19 protein-coding genes and 1 tRNA gene are annotated in these 16731 nt (G+C 74.1%); 10 read left to right on the top strand and 10 right to left on the bottom strand.

Annotation, left to right across the window (positions count from 1 at the left end):
• Positions 1-11: 11 nt before the first annotated feature.
• The 4 genes from ANAEK_RS07160 (at position 12) to ANAEK_RS07145 (ending at position 2931) form a co-directional block, all read left to right on the top strand.
• Positions 12-758: a response regulator gene (locus ANAEK_RS07160; protein WP_012525479.1), complete on the top strand. Its 747-nt coding sequence runs from the start codon at positions 12-14 to the stop codon at positions 756-758.
• Positions 759-858: 100 nt separating this feature from the next.
• Complete coding sequence (locus tag ANAEK_RS07155) at positions 859-1065, top strand: helix-turn-helix domain-containing protein (RefSeq protein ID WP_011421488.1); 207 nt, start codon at positions 859-861, stop codon at positions 1063-1065.
• Between the two features lie 171 nt (positions 1066-1236).
• The gene (locus ANAEK_RS07150) at positions 1237-1515 is read left to right on the top strand and encodes an oxidative damage protection protein (protein WP_012525478.1); all 279 of its coding nucleotides are present in this window, start codon (positions 1237-1239) and stop codon (positions 1513-1515) included.
• A gap of 42 nt (positions 1516-1557) precedes the next feature.
• The gene (locus ANAEK_RS07145; protein WP_012525477.1) at positions 1558-2931 is read left to right on the top strand and encodes a CUAEP/CCAEP-tail radical SAM (seleno)protein; all 1374 of its coding nucleotides are present in this window, start codon (positions 1558-1560) and stop codon (positions 2929-2931) included.
• Between the two features lie 70 nt (positions 2932-3001).
• Here ANAEK_RS07145 and ANAEK_RS07140 read toward each other — a convergent pair whose 3' ends face one another.
• The 3 genes from ANAEK_RS07140 to ANAEK_RS07130 all read right to left on the bottom strand — a co-directional run bounded on the left by ANAEK_RS07140 (position 3002) and on the right by ANAEK_RS07130 (position 6460).
• Positions 3002-3805, bottom strand: coding sequence for a class I SAM-dependent methyltransferase (locus ANAEK_RS07140; protein WP_012525476.1), 804 nt, complete (start codon positions 3803-3805; stop codon positions 3002-3004).
• A 44-nt stretch (positions 3806-3849) separates the two neighbouring features.
• Positions 3850-5124, bottom strand: a complete 1275-nt coding sequence (locus ANAEK_RS07135; RefSeq protein WP_012525475.1) for an ATP-grasp domain-containing protein — start codon at positions 5122-5124, stop codon at positions 3850-3852.
• Between the two features lie 103 nt (positions 5125-5227).
• On the bottom strand, positions 5228-6460 hold the full coding sequence (locus ANAEK_RS07130) for a thiamine pyrophosphate-dependent dehydrogenase E1 component subunit alpha (RefSeq protein ID WP_041454044.1): 1233 nt from the start codon (positions 6458-6460) through the stop codon (positions 5228-5230).
• A 105-nt stretch (positions 6461-6565) separates the two neighbouring features.
• Between ANAEK_RS07130 and ANAEK_RS07125 the strand changes: the two genes are divergently transcribed.
• From ANAEK_RS07125 to ANAEK_RS07110, 4 genes are all read left to right on the top strand, one after another.
• Positions 6566-7468 (top strand): LysR family transcriptional regulator, encoded by a 903-nt coding sequence (locus tag ANAEK_RS07125; RefSeq protein ID WP_041454196.1) that lies wholly within the window; start codon positions 6566-6568, stop codon positions 7466-7468.
• A gap of 57 nt (positions 7469-7525) precedes the next feature.
• On the top strand, positions 7526-7798 hold the full coding sequence (locus ANAEK_RS07120) for a hypothetical protein (RefSeq protein WP_012525472.1): 273 nt from the start codon (positions 7526-7528) through the stop codon (positions 7796-7798).
• Between the two features lie 611 nt (positions 7799-8409).
• The gene (locus tag ANAEK_RS07115) at positions 8410-8598 is read left to right on the top strand and encodes a hypothetical protein (RefSeq protein ID WP_012525471.1); all 189 of its coding nucleotides are present in this window, start codon (positions 8410-8412) and stop codon (positions 8596-8598) included.
• Entirely contained in the window at positions 8599-8790 is a 192-nt protein-coding gene (locus tag ANAEK_RS07110) for a hypothetical protein (RefSeq protein ID WP_012525470.1), read from the top strand. It begins immediately after the preceding gene.
• A 28-nt stretch (positions 8791-8818) separates the two neighbouring features.
• Here the strand turns inward: ANAEK_RS07110 and ANAEK_RS07105 are convergent, their stop codons facing one another.
• Positions 8819-10045: a response regulator gene (locus ANAEK_RS07105; RefSeq protein WP_012525469.1), complete on the bottom strand. Its 1227-nt coding sequence runs from the start codon at positions 10043-10045 to the stop codon at positions 8819-8821.
• Between the two features lie 845 nt (positions 10046-10890).
• On the opposite strand from ANAEK_RS07105, the gene ANAEK_RS23680 reads away from it, so the two are divergent.
• Positions 10891-11706, top strand: a complete 816-nt coding sequence (locus ANAEK_RS23680; RefSeq protein WP_369735502.1) for a tyrosine-type recombinase/integrase — start codon at positions 10891-10893, stop codon at positions 11704-11706.
• Here ANAEK_RS23680 and ANAEK_RS22745 read toward each other — a convergent pair.
• The 4 genes from ANAEK_RS22745 to ANAEK_RS07080 all read right to left on the bottom strand — a co-directional run bounded on the left by ANAEK_RS22745 (position 11663) and on the right by ANAEK_RS07080 (position 13544).
• Positions 11663-12223 (bottom strand): type II toxin-antitoxin system PemK/MazF family toxin, encoded by a 561-nt coding sequence (locus ANAEK_RS22745; protein WP_198137461.1) that lies wholly within the window; start codon positions 12221-12223, stop codon positions 11663-11665. The genes ANAEK_RS23680 and ANAEK_RS22745 overlap by 44 nt on opposite strands.
• On the bottom strand, positions 12216-13019 hold the full coding sequence (locus ANAEK_RS22975; protein ID WP_012525467.1) for a tetratricopeptide repeat protein: 804 nt from the start codon (positions 13017-13019) through the stop codon (positions 12216-12218). Before ANAEK_RS22975 ends, ANAEK_RS22745 begins: the two co-directional genes overlap by 8 nt.
• 161 nt (positions 13020-13180) lie before the next feature.
• Positions 13181-13253, bottom strand: a tRNA-Ala gene (locus ANAEK_RS07085).
• A 9-nt stretch (positions 13254-13262) separates the two neighbouring features.
• On the bottom strand, positions 13263-13544 hold the full coding sequence (locus tag ANAEK_RS07080; protein ID WP_012525466.1) for a hypothetical protein: 282 nt from the start codon (positions 13542-13544) through the stop codon (positions 13263-13265).
• 277 nt (positions 13545-13821) lie between these two features.
• Here ANAEK_RS07080 and ANAEK_RS07075 point away from each other — a divergent pair, with 277 nt between their 5' ends.
• A complete protein-coding gene (locus ANAEK_RS07075) occupies positions 13822-14904 on the top strand; it encodes a hypothetical protein (protein WP_012525465.1) in 1083 nt (360 codons plus the stop codon).
• A gap of 165 nt (positions 14905-15069) precedes the next feature.
• On the opposite strand, the gene ANAEK_RS23130 is transcribed toward ANAEK_RS07075, so the two are convergent.
• Together ANAEK_RS23130 and ANAEK_RS07070 are read right to left on the bottom strand one after the other, a co-directional pair.
• Positions 15070-15177: a hypothetical protein gene (locus ANAEK_RS23130; protein WP_012525464.1), complete on the bottom strand. Its 108-nt coding sequence runs from the start codon at positions 15175-15177 to the stop codon at positions 15070-15072.
• Positions 15178-15250: 73 nt separating this feature from the next.
• On the bottom strand, positions 15251-16720 hold the full coding sequence (locus ANAEK_RS07070) for a P1 family peptidase (protein WP_012525463.1): 1470 nt from the start codon (positions 16718-16720) through the stop codon (positions 15251-15253).
• Positions 16721-16731 lie beyond the last annotated feature (11 nt).

Genomic DNA, 16731 nt, shown 5'->3' with positions numbered 1-16731 from the left:
AGGGGCGCGCAATGGCCCGCGCGCGATGGGAACGCCCGGAGGAGCATGACCATGTCCTCCTCCTCGCCGACGACGACGACCTCCACCTGGAGGCGGTGAAGCGCCACCTCGACACCGTGCCCGGGCGCCAGCGCGCCCAGATCCTGGGGCGCTACCCGCGCTACCGCATCCTGGTGGCGCGCAACGGCGAGGAGGCGCTGCGGCGCGCCACGGCCCAGGTGACCGCGGTGGCGGTGGACCTGGTCATGCCGCGCCGCAACGGCCTCGAGGTCATCCAGGAGCTGCGCGCCCGCCGCCCGGACCTCGCCATCCTGGCGTTCACCGCCGGTGCCCCCGCCTCCGAGGCGGTGGCGGCGGTGATGGCCGGCGCGGACTTCTTCCACGAGTACCGGGACGAGCCGGAGCCGCTCGCGTTCGAGCGCGCCCTGGAGCTGGCGCTCGACCGGCGCCGGCTCACCCGCCTCATCGAGAAGGGCGAGGCCGAGGTGGACGAGGCCCGGGCGCGCCTGTCCCAGCTCTCCGGCGACCTCGCCCGCGCCATGCCCGGGTTCCGGCCGCCGCAGGCTCGCGAGGACGTGCTCCCGTTCAAGGAGGCTGCGCGGCGCTACCTCACCGCTTCGGCGCGCCTCTTCGAGGGGGACAGCCAGGGCCTGGCCCGGGCGCTCGGGATCTCGTACTTCGCGCTCAGGCGACTTCTCGCTAGGTATCAGGTGCCCCTTCCGTCCAGGTCGAGGAAACCTGGGACAAGCTCGCGGTAGAAACGCCCCTCGAGAGGTGTTATTTCTCTCGGTGTGCGGAACCCGCAGTCCGGGTTGCGGATTCCGCAAATCACCCACCGTGACACCGCAGGGAGCCACCATGGCCGCACTCGCCGACAAGTTCGCCGTCAACCTCAAGAGCGAACGTCTCCGCCGCAAGCTGTCCCAGGAGGCCCTGGCCGCCAAGGCCGGGCTGTCCGTCTCGTACATCTCCATGCTCGAGCGCGGCCAGCGCACGCCGCCGCTCGACACGCTCGAGTCGCTGGCGAAGGCGCTGTCGGTCTCGCCGACGTCTCTGCTGTCCTGATCGACCGGCCCGCGCGCGCGGCGCGGCCCTCCGCGTCGCGCGCCCGCCGGGCCGCGCCCCTCCCCCACCTGCCGCCCGTACGCGTGGCGTCCGCCGCGGAGATCGCTTATGTTCCGGCGGTCCGCCGGTCCCGCCCCCTCGACCGGCTCCCACCTTCGAAAGGACGTCGGCGTGGCGCGAATGGTGATGTGCAAGAAGCTCGGCCGTGAGCTGCCGGGCCTCGCCTACAAGCCCTTCCCGAACGAGCTCGGGCAGCGGATCTACGACTCGATCTCGCAGGACGCCTGGAAGCTCTGGCTCGAGCACTTCAAGATGATCCTGAACGAGTACCGCCTCGCCCCGGCGGACCCGCGGACCACCGAGATCCTCTACCAGCAGGCCGAGCAGTTCTTCTTCGGCGAGAACGCGCAGCTCCCGCCCGACTACCGGCCGCCGCCGTCCAAGGGGTAGCCGTCCGCCGGCACGGCGGGCGAGGTGACGCGGGAGCGCACGGTGCGGCGTCCGGGCGAGATCCTCCTCGTCTCCACGTACGAGCTCGGGCACCAGCCGCACGGGCTGGCGCTGCCCCGCGCGTTCCTGGAGCGCGCCGGGTTCGCGCCCGCCTGCCTCGACCTCGCGGTCGAGCCGCTCGATCCGGCCCGGGTGGCCGCCGCGCGCCTGGTCGCGCTCTCCGTCCCCATGCACACCGCGCTGCGCCTCGGGCTCGAGGCGGCGGCGCGCGTGCGGGCGCTCAACCCCGCCGCCGCGATCGCGTTCCACGGCCTGTACGCGCCGCTCCACGCCGACCTGCTGCTCGCGGCCGGCGCCGTCGCGGTCCTCGGCGGCGAGTGCGAGGAGGAGCTCGTCGCGCTCGCGGCCGCGCTCGAGGGCGGAGCGGACCTCGCCCGCTTCGTCCAGCGCGGCGGGGACGCGGCGCCGCGGGCCCGGCTCGACTTCCCGGTCCCGAGCCGCGCCGGGCTCCCGGCGCTGTCGCGCTACGCGCGCCTCGCCGCCGCCGACGGGACGCTCCAGGTGGCCGGCTACGCCGAGGCGACCCGCGGGTGCAAGCACCTCTGCCGCCACTGCCCCATCCCGCCGGTCTACCGCGGCCGCTTCGTGGCGGTGCCGGTCGAGACGGTGGTCGAGGACGTGGCGCGGCAGGTGGCGCTCGGGGCCGCGCACGTCACGTTCGGCGACCCCGACTTCCTGAACGGCCCGACGCACGCGCTCCGCGTCGCGCGCGCGGTGCACGCGCGCTTCCCGGCGCTCACCTTCGACTTCACCGCCAAGGTCTCGCACCTGGTGGCGCACGCGGGCGCGGTGGCGGAGCTGGCGCGGCTCGGGGCGGTGTTCGTCACCTCCGCGGTCGAGTCGCTCTCGGAGCGCGTGCTGGCGGCGCTCGACAAGGGCCACGACCGCGCCGCCGCGCTGGCCGCGTTCCGCGCCTGCGCCGCGGCCGGCGTGCCCCTCCGCCCGACGCTGGTGCCGTTCACGCCCTGGGGGACGCTGGACGACCTGGTGGACCTGCTCGACGTGCTCGACGCGGAGGGGATGCTCCCGAACCTCGATCCGGTGCAGCTCTCCATCCGCCTGCTGATCCCGCCCGGCTCGCTGCTCGAGCGCGCGCCCGGGATCGCGTTCGAGGGGCTCGACGCGGCCGCGCTCACCTGGCGCTGGCGCCACCCGGATCCGCGGATGGACGCGCTGCAGCCGCGGATCGCCGCCGAGGTCGAGGCCGGCGCCGCGCGCGACGCGCCGCCGCTCGAGACGATCGCGCGCGTGCGCGCCCTGGTGCTCGCCGCGGCCGGGCTCCCGCACCGGCACGTCCGCGTGCTCGCGCCCGACCAGCGCCGCGTGCCGCGCCTCACCGAGAGCTGGTTCTGTTGAGCAGAGCCGACGGCCCGTCAGGTCGACGGGCTCGGCGGCGACGGGCGCGGGTGATCGCGGGCGCACGCGCTCAGCGGACGCCGCGCACGGCCCAGGCGCGGGCGCGGAGCGGGATCGTACCGTCCGGCTCCACCGGCAGCGCCGCCCGGAACGCGTCCCGCAGCGCGGCGCGGCGCTCCTCGGGGAGCGACACGGCGTAGGCGGGCGCCGGTCCCTGGCCGGCCAGGAACGGCGCCCAGCACTCGGCGAAGTCGCGGAAGACGGTGGGCACCTCCACCGCGCGCACCTCCACGCTCGCGAGGCCCGCGGCCTCGAGGAGCGCCGAGAGCGGCCCGGGCGCGCAGACCGGGAAGCGCACCGCCTCGTCGAGCGCGGCTGCCGCGGGGTCGAGCGCGCGCGCCGCGTCCCAGAAGCGCCGGATGTACTCCATGCCGCCGGCGTAGTCCCAGACGTACAGCGCCACCGGCGCGCCCGGCCTCGCGGCGCGGGCCAGCTCGGCCACCATGCGCGCCGGGTCGGCGACGAAGTTCAGCACCAGCGCCGAGGTCACGGCGTCGAACGCGCCGTCGCGGACCGGCAGCGCCTGCGCGTCCGCGGCCACGAAGGCTCCGTGGGCACCGCCGGCGCGGGCATGCGCATGCGCGACGAAGCCCATCGAGCGGTCGAGGCCGACGACCAGGGCCGGCGCGGCCTGCGCCGCGATCGCGTCCCCGAGCGCACCGGTGCCGCAGCCCACGTCCAGCCAGCGGGCGTGCGGCCCCACCCCCAGCCACCCGACCACCTCGCGCGCCACCCGCCGGCTCCACCGGCCGATGTACGCCTCGTAGCCGGCCCCCACGTCCCAGACGTCGTGTGCCGAGGGATCCGCGGACATGCCCTCCCCTTGTCCCCGGGGCGGCGCGCCGCGCACGTCCCGGATCAGGCGACCGGCAGCGGCGCCCGGATGTCGAACGCCAGCCGGCGGTGCGCCTCCCGCAGCGTGCGCTCCACCTCCTCCGGCGTCTCCCCCTTCGCGAACAGGAAGCCGAGGTAGCTGTCGCCCTCCGGGAGCGGCACCACCTCGCGCCCCTCCGGCACGGTGATCACCACGTCCTCCACGCCGGGCACCGCCCGCGCCTCCTCCACGCCGCGGACGCCGTGCAGGACGCCGCGCCGCGGGATGGGCAACATCATGACGCCCGACGCGCGCGCCTCGCGCCGGACCTGCTCGAGCGGGAGGCCCATGGCGTGCGCCACCAGCACCTCCTCCAGCGTGAGCCCGGCGCCGAAGCGCAGCGTGCGCGAGCAGAGCCCGCCGATCGACCGCGCCGCGATCTCCAGCACCACCGGCCCGTCCGGCGGCAAGCGCAGCTCCGCGTGCACCGGCCCCTCGCGCAGGCCGAGCGCCGCCGCGCCGGCCGCGGTGATCCGCTCCACCTCGGCGCGGAGCGCGGCGGGGTGGCGCGAGGGCGTCACGTAGATCGTCTCCTCGAAGTAGGGCCCATCGAGCGGGTCCGGCTTGTCGAACAGCGCCAGGACCTCGAGCCGGCCGCCGCGCAGCAGCCCCTCCAGCGCGACCTCGGCGCCGGGCACGAACGCCTCCACCAGCACGCTGCCCGCCGCCTCGCGCTCGCGCGCGCGGCGCTCGACGCGGGTGTCGTGCAGCAGCTTCCGGATCCGGCGCCAGGCCGCCACGAACCCGGCCGGATCGTCGGCGCGGATCACGCCGCGGGACGCCGAGAAGATGAGCGGCTTCAGCACGCAGGGGTACGGCGCCGCGCGGGCGGCCGCCTCCGGGTCCTCGTCGAGCGCGTGGAGCCGGAACCCGGGCACCGGCACCCCCGCGTCGCGGAGGGTGGCGCGCATGGCGTGCTTGTCCGCCGCGCGGCGCGCGGCGACGGGCGGGTTGAAGGGGAGGCCCAGCTTCTCCGCGGCGAGCGCGGCGATGACGGCGGTCGGGTCGCTCGCCGGGACGATCCCGGCGATGGGCCGGGCCCGGGCCGCCTCCGCCACCTGCTCCGCCGCGTGCTCCGGCTTCCGGTAGTCCAGGGAGAGGAGGCCCGCCTCCGGCCCGAAGGTGTCCTCGATCTGGTGGCAGCGATCGCTCCCGACGAGCAGCGGGACGTTCAGGCGCTGCGCGGCGGCCCGGAAGTCGTCGAGGCGGTAGCTCGTGGTGGGGACGAGGAGGAGCAGCGCTCCCTGCGGCGTGGGCATGGCGGAGGTTATGCGGCAGTCGCGGCGCGCGGGCAACCGGCGGACCGCGCGGAGCGCTGCCTTTCCCCGGTTCGCGTCCCCGGGCCGGCCGGCCTCGCTGCGTTCAGCGATCGCGCGGCGGGCCCGCCGGTGCGGCCAGGCACTCGTCGCGCTGCTCGCGCTGCTGCCGGAGGGGCTCTGCGTAGACGTCGTCGAACAGGCTCTCGCGCGCCGGCGGCGGGAGCGCCTCGACGCGCGCGACCGCGGCGCGGATCTCCTCGTCGGCCTCGCGCAGCAGGGCCGCGTGCGCGCCGGGCGCGAGCGCGCCGGTCCGCTCCAGGTGGACGCGCAGCCGCTCGAGGGGATCCCGCGCGCGCCACGGCGCCACCTCGGCCTCGTCGCGGTAGCCGCGCGGGTCGTCGGAGGTGGTGTGCGGGCCGACGCGGTAGGTGACGCACTCGAGCAGCGTGGGCCCCTCCCCCGCCGCCGCCCGCGCGCGGGCGCGGCGGGTGGCCGCGTGCACCGCCAGCAGGTCGTTGCCGTCCACCCGCTCGCCGTGCACGCCATAGGCGATGCCCTTCTGCGCGATGGTCTCGGCGGCCGTCTGCATCGCGGTGGGCGTGCTGATGGCCCAGCCGTTGGCGCGGCACAGGAACACCACCGGCACCCGGTGCACGCCGGCGAAGCCGAGCGCGGTGTGGAAGTCGTGCGTGCTGGTGGCGCCGTCGCCGAACCAGGTGAGCGAGACCATGTCCTCGCCCTTGAGCCGCGCCGCCCAGGCGGCGCCGACCGCGTGCGGGAGCTGGGTGCCGAGCGGCGCGCTCACCGAGGCGTAGTGGCCCGGGCGCCAGGTCTCGTGGCACGGCATCTGCCGGCCGCGGGCGAGATCGCCGGAGTTGCCGAACAGGTTGCAGAGGAACGCGTCGAGCGGGAGCCCGCGCAGGAGCGCGGCGGCGTGCTCGCGGTAGCACGGGAACAGCCAGTCCTGCGGCGCCATCGCGGCGGCCGCGCCGACCACGCACGCCTCCTCGCCCTCGGCGCCGACGTAGAAGCCGATGCGGCCCTGGCGCTGGAGCGCCGTCATGCGCGCGTCGAGCGCGCGGGCGCGCACCAGGTGCCGGTGCAGCGCGAGCGCCTCCTCCGGCGAGAGCGTCGCCTGGCCCGGCTCGGCCGCGCCGTGCTCGTCGAGCACCCGGTAGATCGGGAACGCGGTCTCCCAGCCTCCCGATCCATCCGCGGCCACGCCGCCGCCCGCCGGCGCGGCGGTCTCCGGCGGCGGCGCCGGGACTGCGCGGACGCGCGCGGCGCGGGGACGGCGGGCAGGTTCGACCTTCTCGGGACGTACGGTGGAACGCACGGTCCGACCCTAGCGGCCGGCCGGTGCATAAGTCCAAGTGATTGTGGTGATGTAAGCATCACACGGGTTGATATGCTGGCGCGCCCCGCCCCGGAGGACGTCCGCATGGATCTCGCCCAGCTCGAGCTGCTCGCCGCCGTCGCGGAGGAGCGCAGCTTCACCCGCGCCGCGGAGCGCCTCCGGCGCACGCAGCCAGCCGTGAGCCAGGCGCTGCGCCGGCTCGAGGAGGAGGTCGGGGCGACGCTGGTGGATCGCTCGTCGCGGGACGCCAGCCTCACCGCAGAGGGCGAGGTGCTGCACGACTACGCGCGCCGGATGCTGAAGCTCCGGCGCGACGCCGGCGAGGCGCTGGAGGCGCTGCGCGACCTGCAGCGCGGCACCGTCGCGGTGGCGGCCAACGAGTACACCGCCACGCACCTGCTCCCGGTGCTCGCCGAGTTCCGCCGGCGCCACCCGCGCCTCCGCGTCGAGGTGCACCGCGCCCTGGCGCGCGACATCCCAACCGCCGTGCTCGGCCGCGACGTCGAGCTCGGCGTCGTGACCTACCGGCCGACGCAGCCGGGCCTCGTGGCGCAGCAGATCGCCACCGACGACCTGGTGCTGCTCGTCCCACCCGAGCACCCGCTCGCCCGCCGCGGGACCGTCTCCATCCGGCAGCTCGGCGGCGAGTCCTTCCTGGCGCACCACGTCCGCTCGCCCAACCGCGAGCGCGTGGTGAAGTCGTTCGCGCGCCACCGGACCCCGCTCGACATCGTGATGGAGCTGCCCACGCTCGATGCCGTGAAGCGGCTGGTGGTGGAGCGCGTCGGCGTCGCCCTCATGCCCGCCCGCGTCGCCGGCCCGGAGCTCGCACGCGGCGAGCTGGTCGGCCTGACCGTCCGCGAGATGCGCTTTCCCCGCCCCGTGCTGCTCGTCCACCGCCGCGACGCCCCGCTCTCGCGCGCCGCCGAGGCGCTGCTCGAGTGCGCGCGGGCTGCCGGGCCGCACGGCGCCGCGCGCGCGGGGTGAGGGACGCTACCCGGCTCGATCCGCCGGCGAGACACGTCGGCAAGGTATGCTCCCGGCATGAGCTACGACGCGAACCTCGAGTTGGCGCATCGACACTGCGGCGGGCACCGCGCGAGCGTCCTCGCGAGCGACGTCTGCGGCTGCTTCTTCTGCCTCGAGACGTTCTCCCCCTCGGAGATCCAGGAGTGGGTGGACGAGGACAAGGCCGGCGTCGGCCAGACCGCGCTCTGCCCGCGCTGCGGCATCGACTCGGTGATCGGATCGCGGTCCGGGCTCCCGATCGACCACGACTTCCTGTCGAGGATGCACGCGTACTGGTTCGAGCGCTGAGCCCCCGGTCACCGCGCCGGCGCCGGTACTGGACGCAAGCCGGCGCGTGCCAGCGACGCCCGGCGACGCCGTTCCCCCGTCCGCTCCCCGGAAAAGATAACGGGCGGTCAGGGTCTCTCCTGACCGCCCGTCTTTGCTGTGGACCCGACCGGGATCGAACCGGTGACCTTCTGAATGCCATTCAGCGCAGTCCAAGAGGGAAATAGGTGGTTACGCCGATGAGTGCTTCTATGCAGCCATCGCGAATTCGCGTAGTTCCGAGAGGCTCGATCCCTGCCCAGGTGCCAGCTGGCGACTCGGCCGCTTTCCGTCGTTGTGCGCCACCGACGTGAGCCGGTCGAGCGCCCCTGACCTCAGGCGGCCCGGTATACCCGGGCCGCTTGAGTACTGAGCGTCCGCGCTGCGGGGCGAGCAGGTCCTCGAGCTGCTCTGAGCGGCGGCAACCCGGCCCGCCGGCGCCGGCGGTCGGCCGTCGTCCACGGGCACCGGTACCCGGAGCAGAGCCACCCGGAGGGCACGGAGCGAGCCTACCGCGCTCGACTCTCCGTGTTCTCACTCAATGTCAGATCCCCATGGATACGTGTCCGCACCCGTAGGACAAGGAGATCACCATGGCTACGCCGAAGCGGCTGATTGTGGGTGGGTACGTGGAGGGGCTGTTCACGAAGATGGATGTGACGACGACTGGCGGGCTCGGCAGTGCCCCCGGGTATCGCTGCCGCAACTGCGACGCACTCATCCTGGCGCAATCTCCAGAGAAGGTGCCGCCGCACGACTGCAAGCCCGAGGCGGTGCACTAGATGGAGCCTCTCGCGCTCCTCCTGGCGATCCCGGTCGGCCTCGCGCTGACGTGGGTGTCGTTCTACGTGGCGGCGCACGCCGTGCTGACGGCGTGGCGCCGGCACCGCATCCGCCAGGTCGCGGCCGAGGAGGACCTCGCCGACGCCCGCGCGGAGGAGCGCCTCGCGCGAATGCGGGCCGGCCGCGCCTAGAACGCTGGCTGGGCCAGCCCCGTGCCGATCAAGACCAGGTGCGCGCCGGTTCCGAACTACCCGCTCGGCGTGCTCGGACGTCGCGATGCAGCTTCACGACGGCATCGGCGATCCCCTCCGGGCCGAGCCGCTTCGCGAGCACCGCGTCGGCGCCACAGGCCCTGAGTCGCACGGCGACGCTGGGGTCCTCGCTCGCGGTGATCGCCACGATGGGCAGGTCTCGCTCGCCGCCCACCTGGCGGATGCGCCGCACCAACTCCCCGCCGTCCACCTCCGGCATCACGACATCGGTGACGAGGACGTCGAGCGTGAAGATCTCCTCGGCGAGCCGCAGCAGGCCCGCCAGCGCGCCCTGCTCCGCCACCACGCCGAAGCCGCGACCCGAGAGCGCGTCCGCCAGCATCGCGCGCGCAAGCGTGTCGTCGTCGACGACCAGCACGCGCGGAGGGGGCTCGGCCCGCACTGTGACCGCCGCCTCCTGGGTGGCGCCGGACGGGAGCGGGGCGTCGAGGTCGACGCGCATGTTCCTGGCGCAGCCGTCGAGTCCCGCCCGCCTGCCGCTGGCCGCGCCAGGCCCGCGCGACTCGGCGAGGAACGCGTGCAGCCCCCGCCCCTCCTCCACATCCACGACGAATCCCTCGGGGCCCGCCTCGGGTGGCTCGAACGGATCGCGCACCGCCGCGGTGCACACCGTCCCCGAGGCGAAGCGCCCTTCGCCCGGCTCGCCTTCGATCCGCAGCTCGAAGCGATCGCCCACCGGCGGCGCGAGCGAGCTCGGCACGAACAGCCGACGCGTCGTCGGGTCGTACGTCGTCGCCTCCCACCGCGGCCCGCCAGCCGATACCACCAGCGTCGGCAGCGGCCCAGGCCGTTCGACGGGCTCGTCCATCCCTGTAGCGGCGGCCAGCACGGCTAGCCCTTCGGTGGCGTGGTCCGGCGCGAGCGAGACCTTCGCGTCGGCGCCGTCGAGTGCGGCGGTAACGTTCGCCCGGGTGGACGCGGTGGCCTGCGACAGCAGCAACGCAACCCCACCCGCCCGCGCGCTCCAGAAGGCGAGTCGCGTCGCGGCGACCGCGGATCTCGGTGCTGCGAGGTGCATGACAGCCAGCAGGCCCTGCGAGTCCCGGCTGTAACCCGCATTGCAGCCTTCCAGGTCGTCGTGCACCAAGGCGAGGAGCGTGGCGAGCGTGCCCATCACCTCGCGCGCGCGGGTACCGTGGACGTGACCGAAGCTCACGACGACGGACGCCGGCATCAGTAGCTCACCTCCAGCACGGGGTGACGGTGGGTGCACGGGACGGCGTCGCGGGCGGCGGCCGCGCAGGGCGCGAGCAGTTCCACGCGCGGGCGTCCGGGGTCTGACGGGGACGCAGTGGGGCGCGCGTTCGCGTGAGGTGCCGCGCAGGCGAGCAGGCTGGCGAGCAGGCAAGCGATCGCATACCGTTGGAGTCCAAACTGTCCGGTCATCGGGTGAACGGCAGAGCATGGTCCGTACCGGTGATCGCCGGGTGAGATGACGCGGGGTTGCACGGGGGATGGCGGGTCGCGGCGACCCGTACGTTTGGTGCATTTGGCGCCACCGAACTGTCGCAGTCGCCCCACCGAACGCACTGTCGGTGGTGTACTTCGTGGTACGCACGACGATGCCGACTGCGCCCCGCGCCGGGCGGGTCTCATCACACCCCCGGGTCACACGCGCCGTCCGCGACGCGTGCGACAGACCTTCGGCGGCGACAGCGCACGTGGCGGCCCAGGCCGTGAGGTGGCGCTGTCTAGAATGCGGCACCGAGCAGCACCGGCCCGCCGGCGACCGCCCCGACCAGCGCCAGAGGCTCAGGCGACGCGTGGCGAGGGCTCCGGCGAGCCACCCGTCCGTCGAGGCGCCCCCCCCCCGCCGCTCCGACTCGCCCTGCTGGTTCGTCAAGGTCACCCACGCGGACGGCCCCACCGAGCGCGAGTCCACGCGCGAGAGAGATCGCGGCGCGGCCGAGATCGTCCGGGCGGCGCGTGAACTAGACCTCGCGGGCGGACGCTGGGATCCCGCTCGCCAAGTCCATCTCCCTCCTCAACGCCACCTCGGAGTACCTCGCCCTCACCGAGGTGGACCGGGCCGAGCGGTGGTGGGACACCGTCGAGGCTTCGTCCGCTCCAGGTGCTTCCGTGGTTCGGGCAAGATGTACCGGTGTCGGCCATCACGTCCGCCGACGCGGAGCGGTTCCGCGCAGGCCAGGTGAAGCGGCCGAACCTGCGGCACCGACCGAGCTGCTGTCGCAACGGGACTTGGGCGCTCTCGATCACCGGGACCTGGATCTGCGACCGGTGCTCCGGACCGTGGGACGCGGCCGCAGGCGTCCCTTCCTTGGCGCGCGCTCTTCGAGTTCGCGCGCGAGACAGGGTTACGCGGGTCTGAGTTCGCGCGCGAGACAGGGTTACGCGGGTCTGAGCTCGCGCGCCTCGCGCGCCGCGACCTGGAGCGCGAGGAGCGGCGAGCCTGGGTGGTCTCCTCGAATCGCCGCGGCCACAACAAGGCGCAGCGGCTCCGGTCAGCCGCGCTCACGAGCGCGCGGCTCAGATCCTCGAGGGCTTACCGAGCGCGAGGGCGGGCTCGTGTTCGGGCCGATTCCCGACGCGCGCCGGGCGTTCGCTGCGGCCGCGAAGGCCGCCGGCGTCGAGCGCGTGTGGCTCCACCTGATGCGCCACGTCGGCGCGACCGCGACCGGACGAGCGGGCGCGAGTCTTGCGGACCTGATGGCGTTCGGCGGGTGGGCGTCGCCGCGGATGGCGAACAGGTACAGCCACTCTGATCACCGGCGACAGCGCGGATCGCGGACCGTAGGGAGGCAGCGCGGGCGGAACCCCGGCGGACGGCGCGCTAGGGCTGCGAAGTCGCCTTCGATGGCGAGCCGAGCATCTTAACCGCGTCCTCAACGACATTCGATCGTGCCGAGAGCAGCCCCAAGTTCCCGGCGACGACCGTCTGGATCCGGACGAACGTACCCGCGGTCAGCACTCCAACGCACTCGATCAGGTCGGACTTCAAGATCGGCTGAATGAGGTTCGCCAGGGCGACTACCCGGTCCTTCGAGAACGCCGGCTCGGTCTCGGGGATCTCGACGTGCCAGTCAGCTAGCGGCCCTCGCGCCGACGCGGTGCACGGGACCACGATGACAGACTTTGGCGACGCAGCCTGGCACAGCAGCGAACTGTTGCAGATGATCACGCGGCGTGTCGGGTGCTCAGTGCGCGTACCGCCCGGGATCCGCTGTTCGGGAAAGGCGATCGCCTCATCCTTCACGATGAAGACGGCACCGGGATGCGCGTGCCTGATAACATGCGGGGGAGCGAGCCCACGGCGCGCCAAATTGACGGCACCGCTCGCCGAGACGCGCTGTTCGATACCTCGGATATCCAGGCGGCGTCGCTCGTCACCCACTGACGTACTCCGCCGCGTCTGCCGAGTTCGCGCGGGACCGCATGTTGCGCGACCACTCGAGCACTTGGGAGTCGAGTTCGTCGGAGAGGCGCGAGTGGTGATACCCACCGTCCGGCAGACCCGCATTCGACGGAAGGTGCGATGCAAAGCCGAGCGCTCGAAGCACCGCGCAGACGAGCGCATAGTCGGAGACGGTCGCTCGCTTCCACTCCGCCGGCGCCGCCGAGATCGTCTTCACCGGATGGGCCTCATCGAGCGGAACGCCGCAGGTCTTCGCTGCGTGCCGCGCGAGCAGCTGCAGAGCCACATCGTCGAGCCCGAGTTCGGCGGCGCGGAGCGCAACGGCGGGCAGGTCATCGTCCGAGCTGACGATTCGGACCGCCTCCGCCAAGACGCGGTGCGCCTCCTCGATCTCGCCGAGTTGCCAAAGGCAGGTCGCAAAATTGGCGAGTGCGGTTGCCTTGTAGCCCTCGTCCGTCTGCATCGCGAGGACGTACCAGTGCACCGCCTCCTCGGGACGACCAAGCCTCTCGAGAGAGATGGCGTAGTTGTACGTATTCACGAACGAGCGGTCGAGTTGGCACGCCATTTCGTGCTGCCGCACGGCCTCCTCATCCTTCCCGAGAAGGCAGTTCGCCATTCCAAGTGCCGTGTGCATCGCGGCGCGCACGTCCACGGAAGGTGCCGTCCCGAGCGCATGCGAGATTTCACGCACGAGTTGGTGCACCCGAAACTCGCCCGGAATCGAGATCAACTCGGCGATGTAACTCGTGAGTTTGTGGGCAGGGATCGCCATCGAGTCTTTCTGCCAGGAGCCGCACGCACCGACAGCGTCGCGGCATCGTAACTGCCACTCCCCCTCCTGGGCAACGACGCCGCGGGGGCTTACTGAGCCCATCCTGGTCCCAAACGCGAAAACGGGCGGCTAGCCCAGAAGCTAACCGCCCGTCTTTACTGTGGACCCGACCGGGATCGAACCGGTGACCTTCTGAATGCCATTCAGACGCGCTCCCAGCTGCGCCACGGGCCCGAAGATCTTCTATGTCGTGCTGCCTGCCGGGCTCTCGCGCTCCAGCTCCGCGAGGTCCCGCTCCTGCTGCTCGAGCCGGAGCTCGAGGTCCTGCGCCTGCTTCACCACCACCGCGAGCTCCGCGGGGACCGTCACCTGCCCGGCCCGGGCCAGCGCGCCGAAGCGCTCGCCGAGGTCGCGCAGGGCCCTGTCCAGCGCTCGCCGGGTCGCGGTCCGGTCCAGCTTCCGCTTCCCGATCTGCGATCGGAGGATGACCCGATCCCGCAGCGCTTCGAAGAGCTTCCCTGCCACTCGCGTTCCCGCCCGGCCATCGAGGACCGCTCGGGAGGGGCAGTGATTAACGCGAGGGCGGCGCGGCAGTCAAGGCCGTTGTCGCCCGCCTCCGCGGGCAGGCGCGCGGATTCACACACCTGTCCTCGCGCAGCGTCACCCCGCCGCTCCCGCCGTGCCGGCGGGCGCACCGCGCGCGAGGAAAGCGCCCGCGATCCCGCGGCCTCCGCGCTCGGCGCTCCCTCCGCGGAAGGAGGTGGCACCGCCGTTGCTATCCCGGTCCTTCCGGAGGTGTCCCATGCGGCTCACCGCTTCCCTGCTCGCCCTCTCCCTCGCGCTGCCGCCCGCCCTCGCGGCGGCGCGGGACGATCGCCCCACCGCCCGCGCCCCGGCGCGCGGCGGCCCACCGCGCGGCGCCGCGGCCCCCCGCGGCGGCTTCCGCGGCGGCGGTCCGGTGGCGGCGCCGGTGCCCGGCGCGATGCCCTCGCCCTACGCCCGCGGCGCGCCGGCGGCCCCGCGCGCCTACGCACCGCGCGGCTACGGCTACGCGCCGCGCGGTGCCGCCCCGTACGCTCCCTACGCCTCGCGCGCCGCGCCCGCGCCGTACCGCACCGCGCCTGCGCCCTACCGGCCCGCCCCGGCGCCGGGCCGCGGCGGCTACGGCGGCGGCTACGCCGTCGCGCCGGGCGTCGCGGTGGTCGCGGCCGCGCCCTTCTGGTGGGGCTGGGGCTGGGGCTACGGCTACTACCCGCTCTACCCGAGCCCGTACGGCGGCCCTCCGGGCACCGTCGCCGGCGACGGCAGCGGCGCGTACTACCCGCCGCCCGCGCCCGACCCGGTGACCCTGCGCCTCGACGCACGCGTGGCCGCCGTGCCGGACGGCTACACCGGCGGCGTGGCCATCGCGATCGAGACGCCGACGCTCGGCTTCAACGCCAGCGTGGACGGCCTGGAGCGCGACGGGCTCACCCGCCTGCCGGGCGCGAGCGGCGACGCGCTGGGCTGGGGCACCGCCCACGTCACCTGGGCGTTCCTCTCCGAGCCCTCCGTCCAGCTCCGGCTGGAGGCGGGCGGGTCGATGCTGTCGATGCCGCGCACCGGCGCGTTCGCGGAGAAGACGCACGCCGGCGACGTGTCGTTCGGGCCCGACGTCGGCGTCTCGGGGCAGCTCGGGCTCATCGGCCCCATCGGCCTCGAGGGGCACGCGCGGGTCACGCCGCTGCCCATCGCGGTGACCGACTCCCGCGCGGCGGTGGCGTTCCGCGGCGGGCCGCTGGCGGTGACCATGGGCTGGCGCGCCATCCACGTGTTCGGCGACGGCACGGAGGCGCCCTCGGCCGACTTCACCGGGCCGGAGCTCGGGCTGTCCTTCCGGTTCTGAGGCCCACCGGCTCAGGTCGATGGGCTCACCCTTCGACTCCGGCCGCGCCTGGCGGCGCGGCCTACGCTCAGGGTGAGCGGGTCGAAGGGCGCGGCGAAGACGAAAACGAAACGGCGGGCCCGGCGCGATGCCGGCCCGCCGTTCGCGTCCGTACGGGACGCGGCGCTACTTCTTCGAGGACTTCGCGGCCGCCTGCTGGCGCTTCTTGCGCGCCTTCCACTGCTGGCGGCGGCGGGACTTCATGCGGTTGTGCTTGCTCTTCGAGTTCGCCATGCGTCCTCCTGGAAAGGGACCGCGAAACGCGGGGCGCCCTGTATACCACGGGCGCCGCCCGCGGTCCGCGGGCTTACCCCTCGCCGGACCCCCCGCCGTCGGGGCGCGGTCCGGCCCCGTCCTTCGTCCGCGCGCCCGCGCCCCGGGGCGCCTCCTCCCGGCGCGGCTCCGCCGCCTCGCGCTTCGCCTCCTGCGAGTCGCTCCGCGCGTCCTGGCGCTCGATGCGCGTGGGGCTCCCCTGGGCCGCGGCCGTGCCCGCCGCGGCGCCGGCCGGGCGGGCGGGCCGGGCCATCCCCTCCGCGCCGCGGACCGCGCTCGGCTTCGCGGCGGAGGCGGCCGGGGCGGTGCGGGCCCGCGCGGCGGCGTCGGGCGCCGGCGGGCGCCGGCCGCGCAGCGGCGGGGCGGCCGCCTGGCGCGCGGCGTCGGCCTGCCAGGTGGTGACCATCTCCTTCACGTCGTCGAGCGGCAGCGCCCGGCTCACGTTCCCGTTCACGCCCTCCATGTCCCGCGCCATGCAGAGCGCGTTCAGGATGGCCTCCTCGGTCGCCTCGATCACCGCCTCGTAGAGCGGGTCGAGCCGCTGGTCGAGCAGGATCTTCATCCGGTAGACCATCTTGTTGGTCTCGCGGGGCACCTGGTTGGCGGTCGAGAACGCCAGCACGATCTCGCCGGAGCCGTGCATGGCGGTGGAGCCCACGCGCCCGATGCCGAGCGCGGCGCGCTTCGCGAGGCGGTTGAGCTGGTGCGTGGCGAGCGGCGCGTCGGTGGCGATCACCGCGATGATCGAGCCGTAGTTGCGGGTGCGCCGGTTGGCCGGGCGGTAGCGCGCCTCGAGCACCTCGCCGACCGGCAGGCCGCCGATGCGGAGCTGCCGCATCACGCCGAAGTTGGACATCACCAGCACGCCCACCGTGTAGCCGCCCAGCGTCTCGGGGAGCTTGCGGCTGGAGGTCCCGATCCCCGCCTTGAAGTCGCAGGTGATCATGCCGGTGCCGCCGCCGACGCTCCCCTCCGGCACCGGCCCGTCGCTGGCGGTCCGGAGCGCCTCGTACACGTGCTCGTCCTTCACGTGCCGGCCGGCGATGTCGTTGAGCCACGAGTCGTCGCACTCGCCGACCAGCGGGATGATGACGTCGTGCTCGTCGCCGATGCCGGGGTAGCGCTCGACCATCCACTTCACCGCCGCGTCGGAGACGGCGCCGACCGACAGCGTGTTGGTGAGGAAGATGGGCGTCTCCACCAGCCCCCACTCCAGGAGCTGGGTCATCCCGGAGACCTCGCCGGCGCCGTTCAGCACGAAGCCGCCGCCGACCACCCGGTCCTCGAACACGTTGGTGGGGTTGGGGAGGATGGCGGTGACGCCGGTGCGGACCGGCCCCTTCCCGACGCGGAGCGGCCCGGCCCCGCGGGTCACGGTGGAGTGGCCGACGCGCACCCCGGCCACGTCGGTGATGGCGTTCCAGCGGCCCGGCTTGTAGCGGCCCAGCGAGATGCCCAGGTCGCGGGCGCGGCAGCGCGGCTCGTTCGGTGCGGTCTCGGGCATGCGAAAGACTT

Origin of the sequence: Anaeromyxobacter sp. K, assembly GCF_000020805.1 — a bacterium.
Classification (GTDB): Bacteria; Myxococcota; Myxococcia; order Myxococcales; family Anaeromyxobacteraceae; genus Anaeromyxobacter; species Anaeromyxobacter dehalogenans.
The sequence above is the reverse complement of the archived record's forward strand: the minus strand, read 5'-3'. Positions and strand labels throughout refer to the sequence as shown.

Coding starts and splice junctions, on each gene's coding strand:
- ANAEK_RS07135 (WP_012525475.1), bottom strand. CDS start 5,124: ATGCCCACGCCGCAGGGAGCGCTGCTCCTCCTCGTCCCCACCACGAGC.
- ANAEK_RS07110 (WP_012525470.1), top strand. CDS start 8,599: ATGGAGCCTCTCGCGCTCCTCCTGGCGATCCCGGTCGGCCTCGCGCTG.
- ANAEK_RS07140 (WP_012525476.1), bottom strand. CDS start 3,805: ATGTCCGCGGATCCCTCGGCACACGACGTCTGGGACGTGGGGGCCGGC.
- ANAEK_RS07120 (WP_012525472.1), top strand. CDS start 7,526: ATGAGCTACGACGCGAACCTCGAGTTGGCGCATCGACACTGCGGCGGG.
- ANAEK_RS07125 (WP_041454196.1), top strand. CDS start 6,566: ATGGATCTCGCCCAGCTCGAGCTGCTCGCCGCCGTCGCGGAGGAGCGC.
- ANAEK_RS23130 (WP_012525464.1), bottom strand. CDS start 15,177: ATGGCGAACTCGAAGAGCAAGCACAACCGCATGAAGTCCCGCCGCCGC.
- ANAEK_RS22975 (WP_012525467.1), bottom strand. CDS start 13,019: ATGGCGATCCCTGCCCACAAACTCACGAGTTACATCGCCGAGTTGATC.
- ANAEK_RS07075 (WP_012525465.1), top strand. CDS start 13,822: ATGCGGCTCACCGCTTCCCTGCTCGCCCTCTCCCTCGCGCTGCCGCCC.
- ANAEK_RS07155 (WP_011421488.1), top strand. CDS start 859: ATGGCCGCACTCGCCGACAAGTTCGCCGTCAACCTCAAGAGCGAACGT.
- ANAEK_RS07070 (WP_012525463.1), bottom strand. CDS start 16,720: ATGCCCGAGACCGCACCGAACGAGCCGCGCTGCCGCGCCCGCGACCTG.
- ANAEK_RS07105 (WP_012525469.1), bottom strand. CDS start 10,045: ATGCCGGCGTCCGTCGTCGTGAGCTTCGGTCACGTCCACGGTACCCGC.
- ANAEK_RS07160 (WP_012525479.1), top strand. CDS start 12: ATGGCCCGCGCGCGATGGGAACGCCCGGAGGAGCATGACCATGTCCTC.
- ANAEK_RS07115 (WP_012525471.1), top strand. CDS start 8,410: ATGGCTACGCCGAAGCGGCTGATTGTGGGTGGGTACGTGGAGGGGCTG.